The organism is Rhodococcus sp. F64268 (assembly GCF_023015605.1).
Lineage (GTDB): Bacteria > Actinomycetota > Actinomycetes > Mycobacteriales > Mycobacteriaceae > Rhodococcus.
This window is the reverse complement of record NZ_JALKAI010000004.1, coordinates 150649-166342: the sequence shown is the minus strand read 5'-3', so window position 1 is coordinate 166342 and position 15694 is coordinate 150649. Positions and strand designations below refer to the sequence as shown.

16 protein-coding genes are annotated in these 15694 nt (G+C 67.8%); 4 read left to right on the top strand and 12 right to left on the bottom strand.

Going from position 1 to position 15694, the window contains the following annotated elements; genetic code table 11:
- Positions 1–57: 57 nt before the first annotated feature.
- Genes MWU77_RS11150 through MWU77_RS11140 form a run of 3 tightly spaced genes read left to right on the top strand, consistent with a single transcriptional unit; the run spans position 58 to position 4702 of the window.
- Positions 58–810: an ABC transporter permease gene (locus MWU77_RS11150; RefSeq protein WP_247273694.1), complete on the top strand. Its 753-nt coding sequence runs from the start codon at positions 58–60 to the stop codon at positions 808–810.
- Between the two features lie 52 nt (positions 811–862).
- Entirely contained in the window at positions 863–4045 is a 3183-nt protein-coding gene (locus MWU77_RS11145; protein WP_247273693.1) for a carboxyl transferase domain-containing protein, read from the top strand.
- 15 nt (positions 4046–4060) lie between these two features.
- Positions 4061–4702 carry a UdgX family uracil-DNA binding protein gene (locus MWU77_RS11140; RefSeq protein WP_247273692.1) on the top strand — a complete coding sequence of 214 codons (642 nt, stop codon included), beginning with the start codon at positions 4061–4063 and terminating at the stop codon, positions 4700–4702.
- Between the two features lie 7 nt (positions 4703–4709).
- On the opposite strand, the gene MWU77_RS11135 is transcribed toward MWU77_RS11140, so the two are convergent.
- The 5 genes from MWU77_RS11135 to MWU77_RS11115 are packed head-to-tail and all read right to left on the bottom strand — an operon-like array spanning position 4710 to position 8067.
- The gene (locus tag MWU77_RS11135; RefSeq protein ID WP_247273691.1) at positions 4710–5639 is read right to left on the bottom strand and encodes a CopD family protein; all 930 of its coding nucleotides are present in this window, start codon (positions 5637–5639) and stop codon (positions 4710–4712) included.
- Between the two features lie 5 nt (positions 5640–5644).
- On the bottom strand, positions 5645–6187 hold the full coding sequence (locus MWU77_RS11130) for a copper resistance CopC family protein (protein WP_247273690.1): 543 nt from the start codon (positions 6185–6187) through the stop codon (positions 5645–5647).
- A complete protein-coding gene (locus MWU77_RS11125; RefSeq protein ID WP_169689197.1) occupies positions 6184–6849 on the bottom strand; it encodes a YcnI family protein in 666 nt (221 codons plus the stop codon). The genes MWU77_RS11130 and MWU77_RS11125 overlap by 4 nt, the downstream gene beginning before the upstream one ends.
- A 29-nt stretch (positions 6850–6878) precedes the next feature.
- Positions 6879–7373, bottom strand: a complete 495-nt coding sequence (locus MWU77_RS11120) for a hypothetical protein (protein ID WP_247273689.1) — start codon at positions 7371–7373, stop codon at positions 6879–6881.
- A 7-nt stretch (positions 7374–7380) separates the two neighbouring features.
- The gene (locus MWU77_RS11115) at positions 7381–8067 is read right to left on the bottom strand and encodes a DUF6474 family protein (RefSeq protein WP_247273688.1); all 687 of its coding nucleotides are present in this window, start codon (positions 8065–8067) and stop codon (positions 7381–7383) included.
- Positions 8068–8178: 111 nt separating this feature from the next.
- On the opposite strand from MWU77_RS11115, the gene MWU77_RS11110 reads away from it, so the two are divergent.
- Positions 8179–9774 carry a TM0106 family RecB-like putative nuclease gene (locus MWU77_RS11110; protein WP_247273687.1) on the top strand — a complete coding sequence of 532 codons (1596 nt, stop codon included), beginning with the start codon at positions 8179–8181 and terminating at the stop codon, positions 9772–9774.
- 28 nt (positions 9775–9802) lie between these two features.
- Here the strand turns inward: MWU77_RS11110 and MWU77_RS11105 are convergent, their stop codons facing one another.
- The 7 genes from MWU77_RS11105 to MWU77_RS11075 all read right to left on the bottom strand — a co-directional run bounded on the left by MWU77_RS11105 (position 9803) and on the right by MWU77_RS11075 (position 15583).
- Positions 9803–10570: an SDR family NAD(P)-dependent oxidoreductase gene (locus MWU77_RS11105; protein ID WP_169689201.1), complete on the bottom strand. Its 768-nt coding sequence runs from the start codon at positions 10568–10570 to the stop codon at positions 9803–9805.
- 82 nt (positions 10571–10652) lie between these two features.
- Complete coding sequence (locus tag MWU77_RS11100) at positions 10653–11870, bottom strand: MFS transporter (RefSeq protein WP_247273686.1); 1218 nt, start codon at positions 11868–11870, stop codon at positions 10653–10655.
- Positions 11867–12283, bottom strand: coding sequence for a MarR family transcriptional regulator (locus tag MWU77_RS11095; protein ID WP_247274100.1), 417 nt, complete (start codon positions 12281–12283; stop codon positions 11867–11869). Before MWU77_RS11095 ends, MWU77_RS11100 begins: the two co-directional genes overlap by 4 nt.
- Before the next feature lie 126 nt (positions 12284–12409).
- Positions 12410–13108: a TMEM165/GDT1 family protein gene (locus MWU77_RS11090; RefSeq protein WP_247273685.1), complete on the bottom strand. Its 699-nt coding sequence runs from the start codon at positions 13106–13108 to the stop codon at positions 12410–12412.
- A gap of 253 nt (positions 13109–13361) precedes the next feature.
- Positions 13362–13883, bottom strand: coding sequence for a peptidase (locus MWU77_RS11085; RefSeq protein WP_169689204.1), 522 nt, complete (start codon positions 13881–13883; stop codon positions 13362–13364).
- A 100-nt stretch (positions 13884–13983) separates the two neighbouring features.
- A complete protein-coding gene (locus tag MWU77_RS11080) occupies positions 13984–14844 on the bottom strand; it encodes an SMP-30/gluconolactonase/LRE family protein (protein WP_169689205.1) in 861 nt (286 codons plus the stop codon).
- A gap of 115 nt (positions 14845–14959) precedes the next feature.
- The gene (locus tag MWU77_RS11075) at positions 14960–15583 is read right to left on the bottom strand and encodes a superoxide dismutase (RefSeq protein WP_169689206.1); all 624 of its coding nucleotides are present in this window, start codon (positions 15581–15583) and stop codon (positions 14960–14962) included.
- Positions 15584–15694 lie beyond the last annotated feature (111 nt).

Here is a 15694-nt window from a genome sequence, read left to right as displayed (position 1 = left end):
CGCGGCCGTATCCTGCGTGGACTTGTGGAGGCGATCTGCGGGATACGCTGCTCGGCGATGATCGATGACGCGCTCGAACTCATCCGGACACTGGTGGGAGTCGCGGTGCTCGCAGCCGTGGCCACCGCCGTCCTGTGGGCATTCGGCGTTCCGCACCGGTTTGCACCGGTGTACGCAATCGCGCGCGGCACAGTGCAACTCGCATTCGTTGCTCTCGTGCTCACGGGAGTCATCGCCGACGCCCGGTGGGTCGCGCTGGTGCTCGTGATCATGTTCGGCGTTGCGCTGTGGACCGCGTCGCGGCGGGTCGGGCGAGGAATCGGAACGACAGTGCTGGTCGGTGTGTCCATGCTTCTCGGAATCGGTACCGCTCTTGCCATCGTGTTCGTCAGCGGTGCAATCGAGCTGACACCCCGCTACGCCCTCGCGCTCGGCGGAATCGTGATCGGCGGCGGGATGACGGTCGCCGGACTTGCCGGCCGGAGATTCACCGAGATCGTCGACGACCGGTGGACCGAGGTCGAAGGGTGGCTCGCGCTCGGCGCGACCATGCGGCAGGCAACGCTCGGCCATGCCCGGCTCGCGGTACGGGCAGCGCTGATCCCGTCCCTCGACCAGACGAAGACCACCGGATTGGTGACGCTGCCGGGGGCCTTCGTCGGCGCGATCTTCGGCGGGCTGTCGCCCCTCGAAGCCGGTCGTTTCCAGGTGGTGGTGCTCGCGGCGATCATGGCGGCGGGATCGATCACCGCGGTGGTTCTCGCGATCGGCCTCGGACGTCTGCGGGTGCGTCCGAGACCCCAGGAGTGAGCTGCGGTATGAATTGAGTTCGACGTCAACTTCGACCTGGGGGTGCATAGGCATGCTGCTCGTAGCCAACCGCGGTGAGATCGCCCTGCGAATCATCCGAACGGCCACTGAACTCGGCCTCGATACCGTCGCCGTCTATGCGGAGGACGACTCCGCGAGCCCGCATGTCGGTGCCGCCACCAGGGCCGTTCCGCTCGCGGGCTCCGGGCCCGCCGCCTATCTCGACCAGGACGCGATCCTCCGCATCGCCTGCGACACGCACTGCACCCTCGTCCATCCCGGCTACGGTTTCCTCAGTGAGAACGCCGCGTTCGCGGACCGCTGCGCCGACGCGGGCGTGACGTTCGTCGGACCCGACGCGGACGCGCTGCGTACCTTCGGCGACAAGCAGACCGCCCGCGACGCTGCGGCAGGCCTGGGCATTCCCGTGGTGCCCGCGTCGGGTTCGGGTGACCCGGAGGAACTGCGCACATTCCTTGCGCAGCACCCCGACGGCATCGTCGTAAAAGCTCGCGCAGGAGGCGGCGGCCGAGGAATGCGGATCGTGCGCGACGCCGACGACCTCATCGACGCCCACCGGTCGGCCGCAGCCGAAGCGCTGGCCGCCTTCGGCGACGACCGCCTCTACGCGGAAGCGCTCATCGCGGCGGCCCGCCACATCGAAGTGCAGATCGTCGGCGCACCCGACGGCGTCGGTGGGACCGTCGCGCGTGTACTCGGCGACCGTGACTGCAGCGTGCAGCGCCGCCACCAGAAACTCGTCGAGATCGCTCCCGCCCCCGCGCTGAGCGCGGCGCTGCGACGCGACCTGCACATCGCGGCCGTCCGGCTCGGCGTCGGCACGCATCTGCGCGGGCTGGCGACCGTCGAGTTTCTGGTGGCAGGGCCGACGATGGTGTTCCTCGAGGTGAACCCGAGGATCCAGGTCGAGCACACCGTCACCGAAGAGGTCACCGGCATCGATCTCGTGACCGTGCAGATCGCGGTCGCGCGCGGAGCCGTGTTCGACGAACTGGACCTGCCCGACGGCATCACCGCGGACTCACACGGTGTCACCGGAGCACCTACCCGTGCCAGGGGAGTGGCTGTGCAGGCACGCATCAACACCGAGACGTTGCGTCCGGACGGGCAGACCGTCGCCGCGACCGGAATCCTCACCGCATTCACTCCACCTTCCGGACCCGGGATTCGCGTCGACACCCACGCCCGCCCGGGGCTCGAAGTGGGTGCCCGCTACGACTCGCTGCTCGCGAAGACCATCGCGCACGTGCGGGTCTCCGATCCTGCCGCCGCGTTCCGCAAACTCGATGCCGCGCTCGGTGAGTTCATCGTCGACGGTGTCGCCACGAACCGGGATGTGCTCCGGAAGGTACTGACCGACAGGGAATTTCTATCCGGTCAGGTCACAACGACGTGGCTCGGTGAGCGTCTCGCAGAGTTCGTTGCCCCGCACGTGGACACGGCAACCCCGGAGCAGGTACCCGAACTGAGCGCCGGTGAGCATGCGGTGTGCGCCGAAATGGTGGCCACCGTCGTCGAATCCGCTGCCGAGGGCGACACCGTGCAGTCGGGCAAACCCATCGTGATCCTCGACGCGATGAAGATGCAGCATGCGATCACCGCGCCGGGCACCGCCACCGTCGTCCGGATGCTCGTGCAGCCCGGGCAGACCGTGCAACCCGAAACGGTGCTCGCCGTGGTCCACCTCGACGACGAAGCCGGGTCGGACACCGCCGCAGCTACATTCGACCTCGATGACGAGCGCGCCGACCTCGACGAGATCCGTGCGCGACACGCTGCCACGCTCGACGCCGCCCGTCCCGATGCGGTCACCCGCAGACACCACCGCGGCAGGCGCACCGCGCGCGAGAACATCACCGATCTCGTCGACGCCGACAGCTTCGTCGAGTACGGCGGTCTCGTCCTCGCCGCGCAACGCGCACGGCGCAGCGAAGAAGACCTCATCGCGAACACCCCCGCCGACGGACTCGTAGGAGGCACGGCACGCATCGACGGAGCCGACGTCGTCGTCATGTCGTACGACTACACCGTGCTCGCCGGAACCCAGGGCAGGTACAACCACAGCAAGACCGATCGGCTCCTCGAACTCGCTGCGCGCCGCGAGGTTCCGGTGGTGCTGTTCGCCGAGGGCGGCGGCGGACGGCCGGGAGACGTCGATGTGGCGCACGGCGCGGGCCTGGAACTGTCGACCTTCCGATCGATGGCGGCGCTGCGCGGTCGGGTGCAGACTGTTGCCGTGGTGTCGGGCCGGTGCTTCGCGGGTAACGCCGCACTCGCCGGGGTGTGCGATGTACTCATCGCGACGCCCGACGCGAACATCGGGATGGGTGGGCCCGCCATGATCGAGGGCGGCGGACTCGGAGAGCACCGGCCCGAAGAGATCGGTCCGATCGACGTGCAACGCCGCAACGGCGTCGTCCACCTCGCCGCGCGCGACGAGGAGCATGCCGTCGCGCTGGCCCGGCAGTACCTGTCGTATTTCACCGTCGAGGCAACCGGATTCGAGGCGCCCGATCCGCGTCTCGCGCGACACGTGGTTCCCGAGAATCGCCTCCGCGCCTACGACGTTCGTGCCGCTCTCACTGCGGTCGCCGACGTCGATTCGGTGCTCGAACTGCGCGCGGACTACGGAGTCGGTATCGTCACCGCTCTCGTGCGGGTCGAGGGCAGAGCCTACGGTGTGCTCGCGAACAGCAGCCACCATCTCGGGGGCGCGATCGACGCCGAAGCCGCCGACAAGGCCGCTGACTTCCTCGAACTGTGCGAAGAGCATCGGCTCCCCGTGGTGAGTCTTTGCGACACACCGGGTTTCATGGTCGGTCCGGAATCGGAGAAACAGGCGACGGTACGGCGATTCGGCCGGTTCTTCATCGCGGGTGCGCGCTTGACGGTGCCGTTCGGCACGATCATCCTCCGCAAGGGATACGGGCTCGGTGCCATGGCGATGGCCGGTGGATCGTTCCACTCACCGCAGTTCACGATCGCGTGGCCGACCGGTGAAATCGGCGGGATGGGACTCGAGGGCGCGGTGCGGCTCGGCTTCCGTAAGGAACTCGATGCCGCGCCCACCGCGGAGGCTCGCGAGGAACTGTTCGGGCAACTGGTCGCGGCGGCGTATCAGCGGGGTAAGGCATTGCAGGCGGCGACGATCTTCGAACTCGACGACGTCATCGACCCCGCCCACACCCGAACCTGGATTTCTCGGCTGCGATAGGGGTACTCCACCGCCATGGTCACGTATCCCGGGGCTCAGGAATATCTCCCCGACACCCTCGACCTTCTCTCGCTCGAGACAGCGGCCCGGGGGTGTCGCGGGTGCGACCTGTTCAAGGCCGCCGAGCAGACGGTCTTCGGTGCCGGCCCGGAAGACGCACGTCTGATGCTCGTCGGCGAACAACCCGGCAACGAAGAAGACCTCGAGGGGGAGCCGTTCGTCGGCCCCGCAGGCCGATTGCTGGACAAGGCGCTCGCAGCGGCCGGTGTCGAGCGCGACACCGTCTATGTCACCAATGCGGTCAAACACTTCCGATTCGACCGGGCTGCGGGCGGGAAGCGGCGCATCCACAAGAAGCCGTCGGGCGGGCAGATCATCGCGTGCCGGCCATGGCTCGCCGCGGAACTCGACGTGGTGCGCCCCGATGTCGTGGTGTGCCTCGGTGTGACGGCTGCCCGCGCGTTGATCGACAAGGATTTCAAGCTCACCGCGCATCGGGGTGAAGTGCTGCAGCTCGACGGGCAGGTGCGGGGCACGATCGACCCGACGGTGGTGGCCACGATCCATCCGTCGGCGGCGTTGCGCGCCCACGTGGACCGCGACGACGTCTTCGAATCACTCGTGCGTGATCTTCAGCGTGCCGCCGGGTTCCTGTGAGCGGCGATCATGCGGTGGTGGCGAGCGCGGCCGCGAGCCCGAACGCCACCGACATCGCACAGACTTCGATGACGGCGTTGCGCAGGGAGGTATCGGCGGCGGCTCGGTGCACTTCGGCCGCGGGCACCCATGTGCGCCGCCAGATCCACGCCAGCGCGAGCAACGCCACGAGCACCGCCACCTTGGCGAGCAGGACGCGCCCGTAGCCGGTGTCGACGAGCGCAGCGACCGATTCGAGGCGAACCGCCGCGTCGATCACGCCGGTCACGCCGAGCACGACGACGCATATCGTCGCGAGCTTCGAATAGCGCGGCAGCAGCCGGGACCAGGCCCCGCGGCCCCGGACCAGCAGGGCGAGCGCGGTGAGCACCCCCAGCCAGACCGCGGCCGCGAGGACGTGCGCAGCGTCGAGCAACGACCCGAACGGCTGCTGCGACATGTGCCCCGTGACCGGTCGCGCGACGAGAGCGAGAGCCGCGGCGACGAGCACCGGCGCGCTCGACCACGACGCTTCGAGCCGGAAGGCGAGGGCAGCGGCGACGGTGAGCGCGGCGACGCAGACCCACGCGGCTCCCGCGACCCGGCCCGACCCTGCGGTGCCCAGATATTCGACGAAGAGTCCGGAGCTGAGCCGGACCACTGGCACATCGACGGTCGCGGCGGCCTCGAGGACGAGCTGAACGGTTTCGAGCAGCAACCACACCCCGCCGAGCACGGTGAGCGCGCGCCACACGTCGTCGCCGGACACATCGGGGCGCCTTCGACCGCGCATCATCGCCGCGAGCGTGGCGACGCCGAGCACCGTCGAGCCCACCCCGAGCGACAGCGCCCGTACCCATGCCGACAGCTCCGGCGCGGCCAGCAGCATGCCGAGCGCGACCCCAGCGACGGCGCCGGCGGCGGCCCCGAGGAGCCACCGCCGGCGAACGATCGGCACGAGTGTCAGGCCTTCGGCTTGCGCAACACGAACCACAACGCAGCGACGACCACGACCACACCTGCGACGACGAACCACCACACGGCGGGACCTCCGTCGCTGTCGGTGTCGGCGTCGGATGCAGGCGCGGCATCGCCGGCCGCGGCCTCACCTGGGGTGCCGGTGCCTTCCTGGGTAAGTGTGAAGGTGCGTGTGCCGCTGACGGGATGCCCGTCGGCCGACGTCACGCGGTAGGCGATCGTGTATTCGCCGACCGGGCCGAGGCCGTCGATCTCGACGCTGACCGTGGGCCCGTCGACGATCGGGTCGCCCTTGGACCACAACAGGCCGTCGGGCCCGACCACGGTGAGCGCTGCGAACTGCTCCTGCAACGCTTCGTTGAACGTCACGCTGACCTGCTCGGGCGCTGTCGCGATCTGCTCACCCTGCTCGGGAGAGCTGCCGAGGACCACCGAGTGCGCCGCGGCGGGGCCTGCCGCGAGCGTCAACGCGCCGACGAGCGCGACGAGAACAGTGACGAGACGCTTCCTGATTCCGGTGTCCGTCATGCTCGCCGTCCCCGGATCACAGCGCCCAGGCCCAGTGCGGCGCCGAGCGCGCCGAGCACCAGACCGATGCCGCCGAGCCACCGCGCGGTGTTGTCGGTGCTGCTGCCCGACTCGGTGGTCGCGGTGGTGTCGGTGCTGTGGGCAGCACCGCTTGCGTGCCCGTCACCGCTGCTCGCTGCAAGTGTGAGGGAGGGCGCGGGCTTCTCCGGTTCCTCGTCGCCGGTTGCGATCTGATCCCACGCGACGACTTCCCCGTCGCTGTAGGTCTGGGTTGCCGCGAACGCTACTTCGTCTTCCTCGGGGAGCGGCCCGACGGAGAGGACGAACTGCTGGAACTGGCCCGGCCCGACTTCGACGCCGGGGTCGGCAGTCCAGGTGACCGACGTTGCGAGCTGCGTCTCCGGGTTCTTCTCGACTGTTGCCGTCCATCCGGGCAGCGGCTCGGTGCGAGCGGACCGCAGACCGGGCAGTTCGACGGTAAGAGCGGTGGTGCCTGCCGTCTCGGACTCGGTGGGGACGCGGAATGTCAGGACGGAGTAGCCGCCTTGCTCGGCGCCCGGAGCGACGACGGTGACGTGGGCGGCAGCGATGCCGGAACCGGCCAGCAGCAGCGCCGCGGTGGCACCGGAGCCGACGACGGCCCGGATGAGGGTGTTCTTCATGAAGATGTGGTTGCTTTCTCGAAAGAGGATCAGGACACGGCGAACCGCGCGCCCGGTGGACCTCGTCGAGAGATGCAGGAAGGGAAAGACCTGGCGATGTAGTTGTGGGTGTCGATGCGCGGTACGAGAACCGTGGCTGCGGTGATCGCGGGACGCCACGCCCGCACGCGCCGAACAACCGAGGTACACGCAGCGTAGAGGCGGTCGGCGATGCCGATCAGCAGTGCGCACCCGACGACCGCGACCGCGTGCGCGGCCAGCATCGCCGGAGAGAGATGCAGGTGCCCATCCGACAGCGACGACAGGACGAGGTGGGTTCCGAGCTGGCCGGCGGCAAGCAGCGCGGCCGGTGACGTCCTCGGTCGCCCGGCCCCCACGATGCCGACCCCGACGGCAACCGCCGTCAGCAACGCGACGGCGGGGTTCGTCGGTATCGAACCTCCGGCCGCACCGTGCGCTGCGACGGCGAGCGCCGCGGTGGAAACCCCCGCGGTGCCGCCGAGCAGGGCCGGGTTCGTCGTCACTCGGGTGTCAGCGCACGCCGAGACGGGCCAGCAGGTCCGCCTCGATTCCGTCGAGCTCGTTGCCGATAGCGGTGTGCGCGGCCTTACGACGCGCGGCAGGCATCTGCTCTGCGGCAGACACTGCAGCGGTCAGGTCGGTGAGGCGGCCACGGATGGCCTCCGCGAACTTCTTCGTCTCGGCGTCCTTGGAATGCAGCTCCTCGGTTTTCGTGACCGACTGCTCCGCCGCCGCGATGCGGGCGCTGAGCCGCGCGCCGTGACCGGTGAACTCGCCGAGCTGTTCGACACCGACACCGAGTTTGTGGGCGCGGCGAACGTCGAGTTGCCCGCGGACAGCAGTCGCGGCCTGGTAGACGAGGGGCGCGAGCACGGGCACGAGCAGGCGGGCGACTCCGAGGTAGCGACGGATCTTCGCCGCGGTCAGGCCCTGATTCTCGGCAGCTTTCTTCTGAGCCTTGAGGGTGGCGATCTGCTCTTTTTCTACCTTGGCCTGCGACTTCACGAGCTCCTTGTCGAGCTTGGCCTGCGACTTCGCGAGTTTTTTGGCGAGCTTTTCCTGGGACTTCGCTGTACGCCGATCACTCTTGTACTGGTTCTTCGCGCCGAGCTTTGCCTCGAGCTTCGCCTTGTGCTTGAGAGCAGTGGCCTCCGCCTTGCGGGTGGCACGCCGCTTCCGCCGTGTGAACAACCCCATCGAACAGCACCCTCCATTCGGTACGACCGCAGCGCGCCCGCGCTCGTCGTCAGCCTAACGTGACGGTGCTGCTTCGAGGCGCCGCACGTCCAGCGAATACCCTGGACTGTTGTGGACAAGACCGGGGAGCAGCGACGCAGGCCCGTCTCGATCGAGGCGAGCGCGCTGACGCGGTGCCGCCACCGGGTGTTTCTCGACGCCACGTTCCCCGAGGAGCTCTCTGCGGCTCCCAGGAACCCGGGCGCTGTCCAACGTCAGGAAGCCGCCGCAGCGCACCGTGAGGCGATCCGGCAGCGGATGTTCGACGCCGACCCCGACGGCTGGGTGCACATCGTCGCGGAGGGGACCATGGCGCAGCGCGCCGACCGGACCCTCGAGGCGTGCCGATCCGGTGCCGACCGCATCTGGGGCGCGGTCCTGCCCATCGAGCCCGACACGGGCCGGCGAGGACGATCCGAGATCCTGCTCCGCGACGCGGAACGCGGCGGCTACATTCCCGTGATCGTCGTCAACCACAAGGTCACCGACCCGGGACGGGGTGCCGTCACCACCGATCTGTTCGGCTGGGCGCCGGCGGTCGACGAGAGCCGCAAGGTGCGGGCGCATTCGGGTGATCAGATGCGTGTCGCGCATCTGTACCGGATGCTCGAACGCCACGGGCTGGCCAGTCCCGCGCAGGTGGCCGGAGCGATCGGATACAACGCCGACTGCATACTCGTCCATGACCTGAGCGCCGTCCTCGACGACTACGACGCGCGGCTCGCCGATCGCCTCGACATCGCGCGCGGCATGGTGCCGACGGCGCCGTCGCAGATAGGGGAGTGCCGCACCTGCCCGTGGTGGGACAGGTGCCGTTCCGAGCTGGCCGAACGGCGCGACGTGTCGCTGGTCGCGCCGGGGCAGCGCGCCGACGTGCTGCGCGAACTCGGCGTCACCACGATCGAGGGGCTGGCCGGCTGGACCGGCGAACAACCCGAGGTATGGCCGCAAGGACCGTTCGAGGACGCGGTCGTGATCGCGAAGGCATGGCTTGCGGAGGCGCCCTTGGTGCGCCGCTACCGGCAGGTGCATGTCGCGCGCGCGGATGTCGAAATCGATATCGACATGGAGAGCTACCACGAACACGGCGCATACCTGTGGGGGACGCTGCTCAACACCGACGTGCAGTCGGCGTACAGACCGTTCTCGACCTGGCAGCCGGTGCCCACCACCGACGAGGCCCGGTCGTTCGGTGAGTTCTGGATGTGGTTGTCGGCCGAGCGTCGCGCGGCGGAGCGTCGTGGGAAGAGTTTTGCAGCCTACTGCTATTCGCGGTCAGCGGAGGACAAGTGGTTGTTGTCGTCGGCCCGCCGCTTTCACGGGTACCCGGGTGTGCCGTCTGAAGCGGAGATCAAGGAATTCATCTCGTCGCCGCAGTGGGTGGACGTCTATCAGGCCGTGACAGATCAGTTCGTATGCCCGAACGGTAAGGGCCTCAAGAAGATCGCTCCGATCGCAGGCCACCACTGGCGCGACGACGAAGCGGGCGGCGAGGCGTCGATGGCCTGGTATCGGGAGGCCGTCGGCTACGACGGCGGTGAGCCGGTGCTGTCTCAACGCACTCGCCTGCTCGAGTACAACGAGGACGACGTGATCGCCACCAAAGTTCTGCGCGAGTGGATGAGTGATCGTGCAGTGCTGGATATTCCGCATATCGACGACCTCTGATCCAACCGCGCACGAGCGGCGTAGCCGCCTATCGCGGCGCCATACGCAGCGCTCCGTCCATGCGGATGGTCTCGCCATTGAGGTAGTCGTGCTCGACGATCATCTGCGCAAGCTGCGCGTATTCGGCGGGCTGCGCGAGCCGCGACGGGAACGGCACACCCGCTTCGAGACCCTTGCGGTAGTCCTCGGTGACACCGGCGAGCATCGGGGTGTCGACGATGCCGGGGGCGATGGTGTTGACGCGGATACCGAACTGCGCGAGATCGCGTGCCGCGGGCACCGTCATGCCGTGCACGCCACCCTTCGACGCCGAGTACGCGATCTGGCCGATCTGGCCTTCGAACGCGGCAACGGACGCGGTGTTGATGATGACGCCGCGTTGGCCGGAATCGTCGACTGTGTCGGTCTTGGAGATCGCGTCGGCAGCGAGGCGCATGACGTTGAAGGTGCCGAGCAGGTTCACCGTGATGACCGTGCGGAACAGCTCGAGGTCGTGCGGGCCGTTCTTGGACAGGATTCGCCCCGCCCAGCCGACACCGGCGCAGTTGACGACGATGCGCAGCGGCACTCCGGATTCGGTGATGCGCGCAATCGCGGCGTGCACCTCGTCGCCGCTGGTGACGTCGGTGGGAATGAGGGTGACGCCCGCGGGCGCGTTGTCGCCGACCCGTTCGATGGACTGTTCGAGATCGAGTCCGAACACCGTCGCCCCGGCCTCGGCGAGGCGGCGAGCGGTAGCGGCACCGAGACCCGATGCAGCACCGGTGACGAGCGCGGCAGAACCTTGTATTTCCACAGTCTTGCTCCTGTTCCGGGGGACACGCGTTTCGCGTCGAACCTTAGCGCGACAACGTCCCCGAATCTGCTGCGTCGCTGCTCTACTGCGCCGGTCGCCGCAGTACGGCAGTGCCGGTCAGCGCGGCCACCACACACGCACCGGCACCGAGAAGCAATCCGGCACGGCCACCCCAATGTTCGACGACCCATCCGGCGATCGGGCCGCCGATCGCTGTGGATCCGAGGAATGCGACTGCCCACAGCGCCATCACCCGGCCCCGCATCTGCGGCGACGCGGCGAGTTGCAGTGTGCTGTTCGCGCTCGTCGTGAACGTGACACTCAATGCGCCGACGATCACCATGAGCCCGATCAGGACCGGTAGGGACGGTGCTGCGGCCGCGACGGCCATGGCCACGCCGAATGCGAGGGCGGCGAGCACGAGCGGCCTGATGCCCGTGCGACCCCACGTGGCGACGACGAGGCCGCCCACCACGGATCCGGCACCCATCGCGGCGGTGAGGAAGCCGTACGCGCCGGCCCCTGCCTCGAAGGTGTGGTCTGCCAAGACCGGAAGCACAACCTGGAATTCGTATGCGAGACAGCCGACGAGCGCCATCATCGCCAACGGTACGGCCAGATCGGGCGTCCGTCGCACATACGCGAGTCCTTCGCGCAGCTGACCGCGGGCGCGCGCGGTCGGGGGAGAGGGGCGCAGTTTCGACACGTCGAGGGTGAGCAGCGAGGTCACCACCGCGACGAAGCTCGCTGCGTTGAGCAGGAAGCAGATCCCGATGCCGCCCGCGGCGATGACGAGGCCGGCAACCGCGGGGCCGATCATGCGCGAACACGCGGCCAGGGTGGACTGCAGGCTCACTGCGTTGCGCAGATCCTCGGGTCCGACCATCTCGAGCATGAACGACTGCCGCGCCGGATTCTCGAAACATTGGTTGAGACCGAGCCCGAGGGCGAGGACGTACACGTGCCACAGCTGGACGGTGTCGGTGATGACGAGCAGGCCGAGGATCAGTGCGAGCAGCCCCATCGTGGACTGCAGCCCGATCATGAGCTTGCGTTTGTCGGAGCGGTCGGCGACGACGCCACCGTACGGACCGAGCAGCAGCATCGGGACGGTCTGCAGAGCCAGCACGATGCCGATCGCGGTGGCCGATCCGGTCAATTGCAGGACGAGCCACGATTGTGCGACGGTCTGCATCCACGTCCCGACGAGGGAAATCGCCTGGCCGGTGATGTAGCGGCGGAAGTTGGGACCGCGCATGGCGGCGAAGGTGGTTCCACGGAGGTCGGCGAGGACTGTCAATTGCGCGCCTCGTTTCTGCCGCACCCCATGCTCTCGGCGAGTGCTTCGAGGGCGGGGAGTGCGTCGTGCAGTGCGTCGACGTGATGTTCGTTCAGTTCGGTGAGGTGTTCGGTGAACAGCGCGGTGCGTCTGATCCGCAGTTCTTCGGCGAGCGCAGCGCCGTCGGTGGTGATGTAGGCGAGGACGACGCGTTTGTCGTCGGTGTCCGACGAACGCGACACGAGTCCGGCGTCTTCGAGTTTGCCGAGCATGCGCGAGCACATCGTGGGATTGAGGCCTTCGAGGTCGGCCAGTTCGCGTACACCGACGGTTTTCCGTCGCGCGACGGTGCCGAGGAGGGATGCCTGGGACGGGGTCAGGCTGCCGTCGCCTGCCGGTCGTGAGACACGGCGTGCGATGCGGCCGAGTGCGATGCGAAGGCGGTTGACCTCATCGGGATCGAACGATTCTCTGCTCACCGGTGTGCGCACCTCCAAGTATTTGCCTATCGGCAAGCATATACCTGTGAGTGCCGCGGCGCCGCCGGTCGGCGTCGAAGGTCACACGTGCGTGGCGGGAGCAGCCTTGGTGGGGTCGGTCCGCTTGGTCCGACGGGTGAACAGGAACATGACCAGTGCGGTGACCACGAGGGTGACGCCACCGGCAACGGGGCCGACCGCAGGTGCGTCGGGAGCGATACCGGACCCGAGCATCCACGCGCCGAAGGCGAAGAACAGTGCCGCGGCCCCGAAGCGGATCGCATTGTCCGGCAAATGTCGTCCGAGGAGGACACCCGCGACGATCGCGAGCGCGTCGGCAGCGACCATGCCCACCGTCGACCCCACCCAGACGCCGATCCAGTTGTTGTCGGTCGCGAGCGTGATGGTCGCGAGCATCGTCTTGTCGCCGAGTTCGGCGAGAAAGAACGCCGAGGTGACAGCCAGGAACGCCGACCGGGTGACACGGCCGGCCTTCGACTGCTCATCGTCGTCGAGGGAATCGCCACGCAGCGTCCACGCGCCGAACAACAGGAAGGCGACGCCACCGACGAGTGAGATGGCCACGGTCGGGATCGCGACACCGAGATAATGGCCCACCGCCACCGAGACGAGGTGGACGGCGGTGGTGGCGAACAGGATCCCCGACAACACCACCCACCAGCGATAGCGCAACGCGAATGTCATGGCCATCAACTGGGATTTGTCGCCGAGTTCGGCGATGAAGATGATTGCGAAACTCAGAACGACTGCGGACCACATGAGCGGCTTTTCCTCCTTCGTCTGTGGAGGAATCGGGCTTCCTCCGGACGCCGGACGCGTGGTGCGTCGACGACCGAAGGTCTCGCCCACCGGAGGTCGTCCGGTTCGCCGTGCCGGGCCGATGGCGGCCAGTGTGTCGACAGGGCGATTGGGGGCTACTCCCCTTCGCTTCCACGACACTAGCCCGCGGAAGCTGCGGGTGTAAAGGTAATGCTAAGTTTAGTAGAACCGAACTCTCGTTTGCGGCATAGCGTCATGCCGTGAGCAGCATGGCCAGAACTGCGGTGTCGGGATCCCTGTCGGGATCCACGTTCACCTTACTGACCAGCGACGTCACGGTTCCGTCCGCTTCGGCCTCCACCCATGCGGCGCGATGGTCGAGCCCGAGATACGGCAACCCGGGCAGGAGCACACACCCCGAGGCTGCGCCCGCATTCTCGGGCAACGACGGCGTGGTCTCCGACGGAGGGTGCAGCATGATCAGTGCAGGGGGCTGATGCTGCGCGAAGCATCCCGGCTCTACGGCGGTCTCCCCGAGGACCGGTCCGGCGGCAAGGACCAGCCCGACGGTGCCCGGCTCCGGATCGTCCGGAAGTTCCTCACGGACCCCGAACACCGTCGAGGTCGGCAGCAGTCCCGGCAGCGAGGCCACACGCACGGTCAGCGCGAGCAGCTGTGCCCATTCGCGGGTGGTCGAAGGCCACCGTCCCGTCACTACGAATCCCCGCAGCGACCCACCGGAATGAAACGCGGCAATCCCGATCCGATCCCTCATGGCGTCCCTCCGATCCCTCTCGGGCGATGAGGGAAGAATGCCCGTTTTTCTCGTTGGCACACAAGAGGCGTCGAGTGCCAGGTGTATTCGGTACCCGGTGTCAAGCGTGTGGCCGGCCCGGCACGTCGACACGCAGCCGCACGATCGCCCCGGTGCGTTCTCGCGCCGCGACCTCGGGCTGCCAATTCTCGGCGGTGCAGACGAACAGGTCGCGGCCGTCATGACCGCCGAGTGCCACCGCATAGGGATTCGCGACGGGCACCCGATCGGTGATCGCCCCGGACTGCGACACCCGGATCACCTCGTTGCCGAACGGCGATGCGACCCACACGGCGTCGTCCCGGTCGATGGCGAGCCCGTCCGGGAACACCGACCGATCGAACTCGATCAGCGTGCGACGGTCGGTGAGGGAACCGTCGTCGCCCACCGTGAATGCGGTGAGCCGGCCCGGGATCGCGCGGGTCTCGGCGACGACGAGCGTGCGACCGTCGGCCGTCGCGACCATCCCGTTGGCGAACAGCAGGTCGTCGGCGACAGCCCGGACCGTTCCATCCGGTTCGACGAGCGTGAGCACCGCGGGCCGGACCGGGTCGGGTGGGGCGCTGCCGTCGCCGTAGTTACCCACATATGCGCGACCGGCACCGTCGACATACATGTCGTTCAGATGCCAGGTCGCGAACCCCGACAGATCCGCATGCGGGGCGAGCGTGCCGTCGGACTCGCGCCGCATCACCGTGCGGGTGTGGCCGACGGCGACGAGCAGGCGCCCGTCGGGAAGGAACCCGAGCCCCGCTGGGTGCCCGTCGATATGGGCGACGATCTCGGACGATCCAGTGGACGGATCCAGGCGATGTACGTCGTTCGCGTACACATCGGAGAACCAGAGGCGGTCGTCGTGCCAACGTGGGCATTCGGGAAATGCCAGGCCGGAGCACACCGTGTCGAGCGAGGGAGTCGTCATGGCCGCACACGATAACTGTCGGCCGGAGGCGATGGTGTCCCGAAACGCTGAATGTCCCGAAACGCTGAAGAGGGCCACCCCGCGGGGTGACCCTCTTCTTCCATGGTGCCGGTGACTAGACGATCAGGCCGGCGGTCTGGGTGCGCGCGCGCTCGAAGCGAGCCTGCACGTCGGCCCAGTTGACGATGTTCCAGAACGCCTTGACGTAGTCGGCCTTCACGTTCTGGTACTGCAGGTAGAACGCGTGCTCCCACATGTCGAGCATGAGCAGCGGGGTCAGGCCGATCGAGATGTTGCCCTGCTGGTCGTAGAGCTGGACGATGATCAGACGCTGCCCGATCGAATCCCACGCGAGGATCGACCAGCCGGAGCCCTGAATGGAGTTCGCGTTCGCCGAGAAGTGATCGCGGAACTTGTCGAACGATCCGAATGCGTCGTCGATAGCTGCTGCGAGTTCACCCGTCGGCTTGTCGCCGCCCTCGGGGGAGAGGTTCTGCCAGAACACCGAGTGGTTGGTGTGGCCACCGAGGTGGAATGCGAGGTCCTTCTCGAGCTTGGTCGCCTGAGCGGCCATGGTGCCGTTCTCACGGGCCTCGGCCAGCTTCTCGAGTGCAGTGTTGGCGCCGGCGACGTAGGCCGCGTGGTGCTTGTCGTGGTGCAGCTCCATGATCTTCGCCGAGATGTGCGGCTCGAGCGCTGCGTAGTCGTAGGGCAGTTCCGGAAGCGTGTACTCAGCCACGAAGGGTCCCTTCTTTGCGGGCCTGTGAGCCCGTTCGATTTTTTCCGTGCCTATATGGGTATCCACCCAAACCCATAACTACACGCTGCGCAACATTCGGCCTCACGCGGG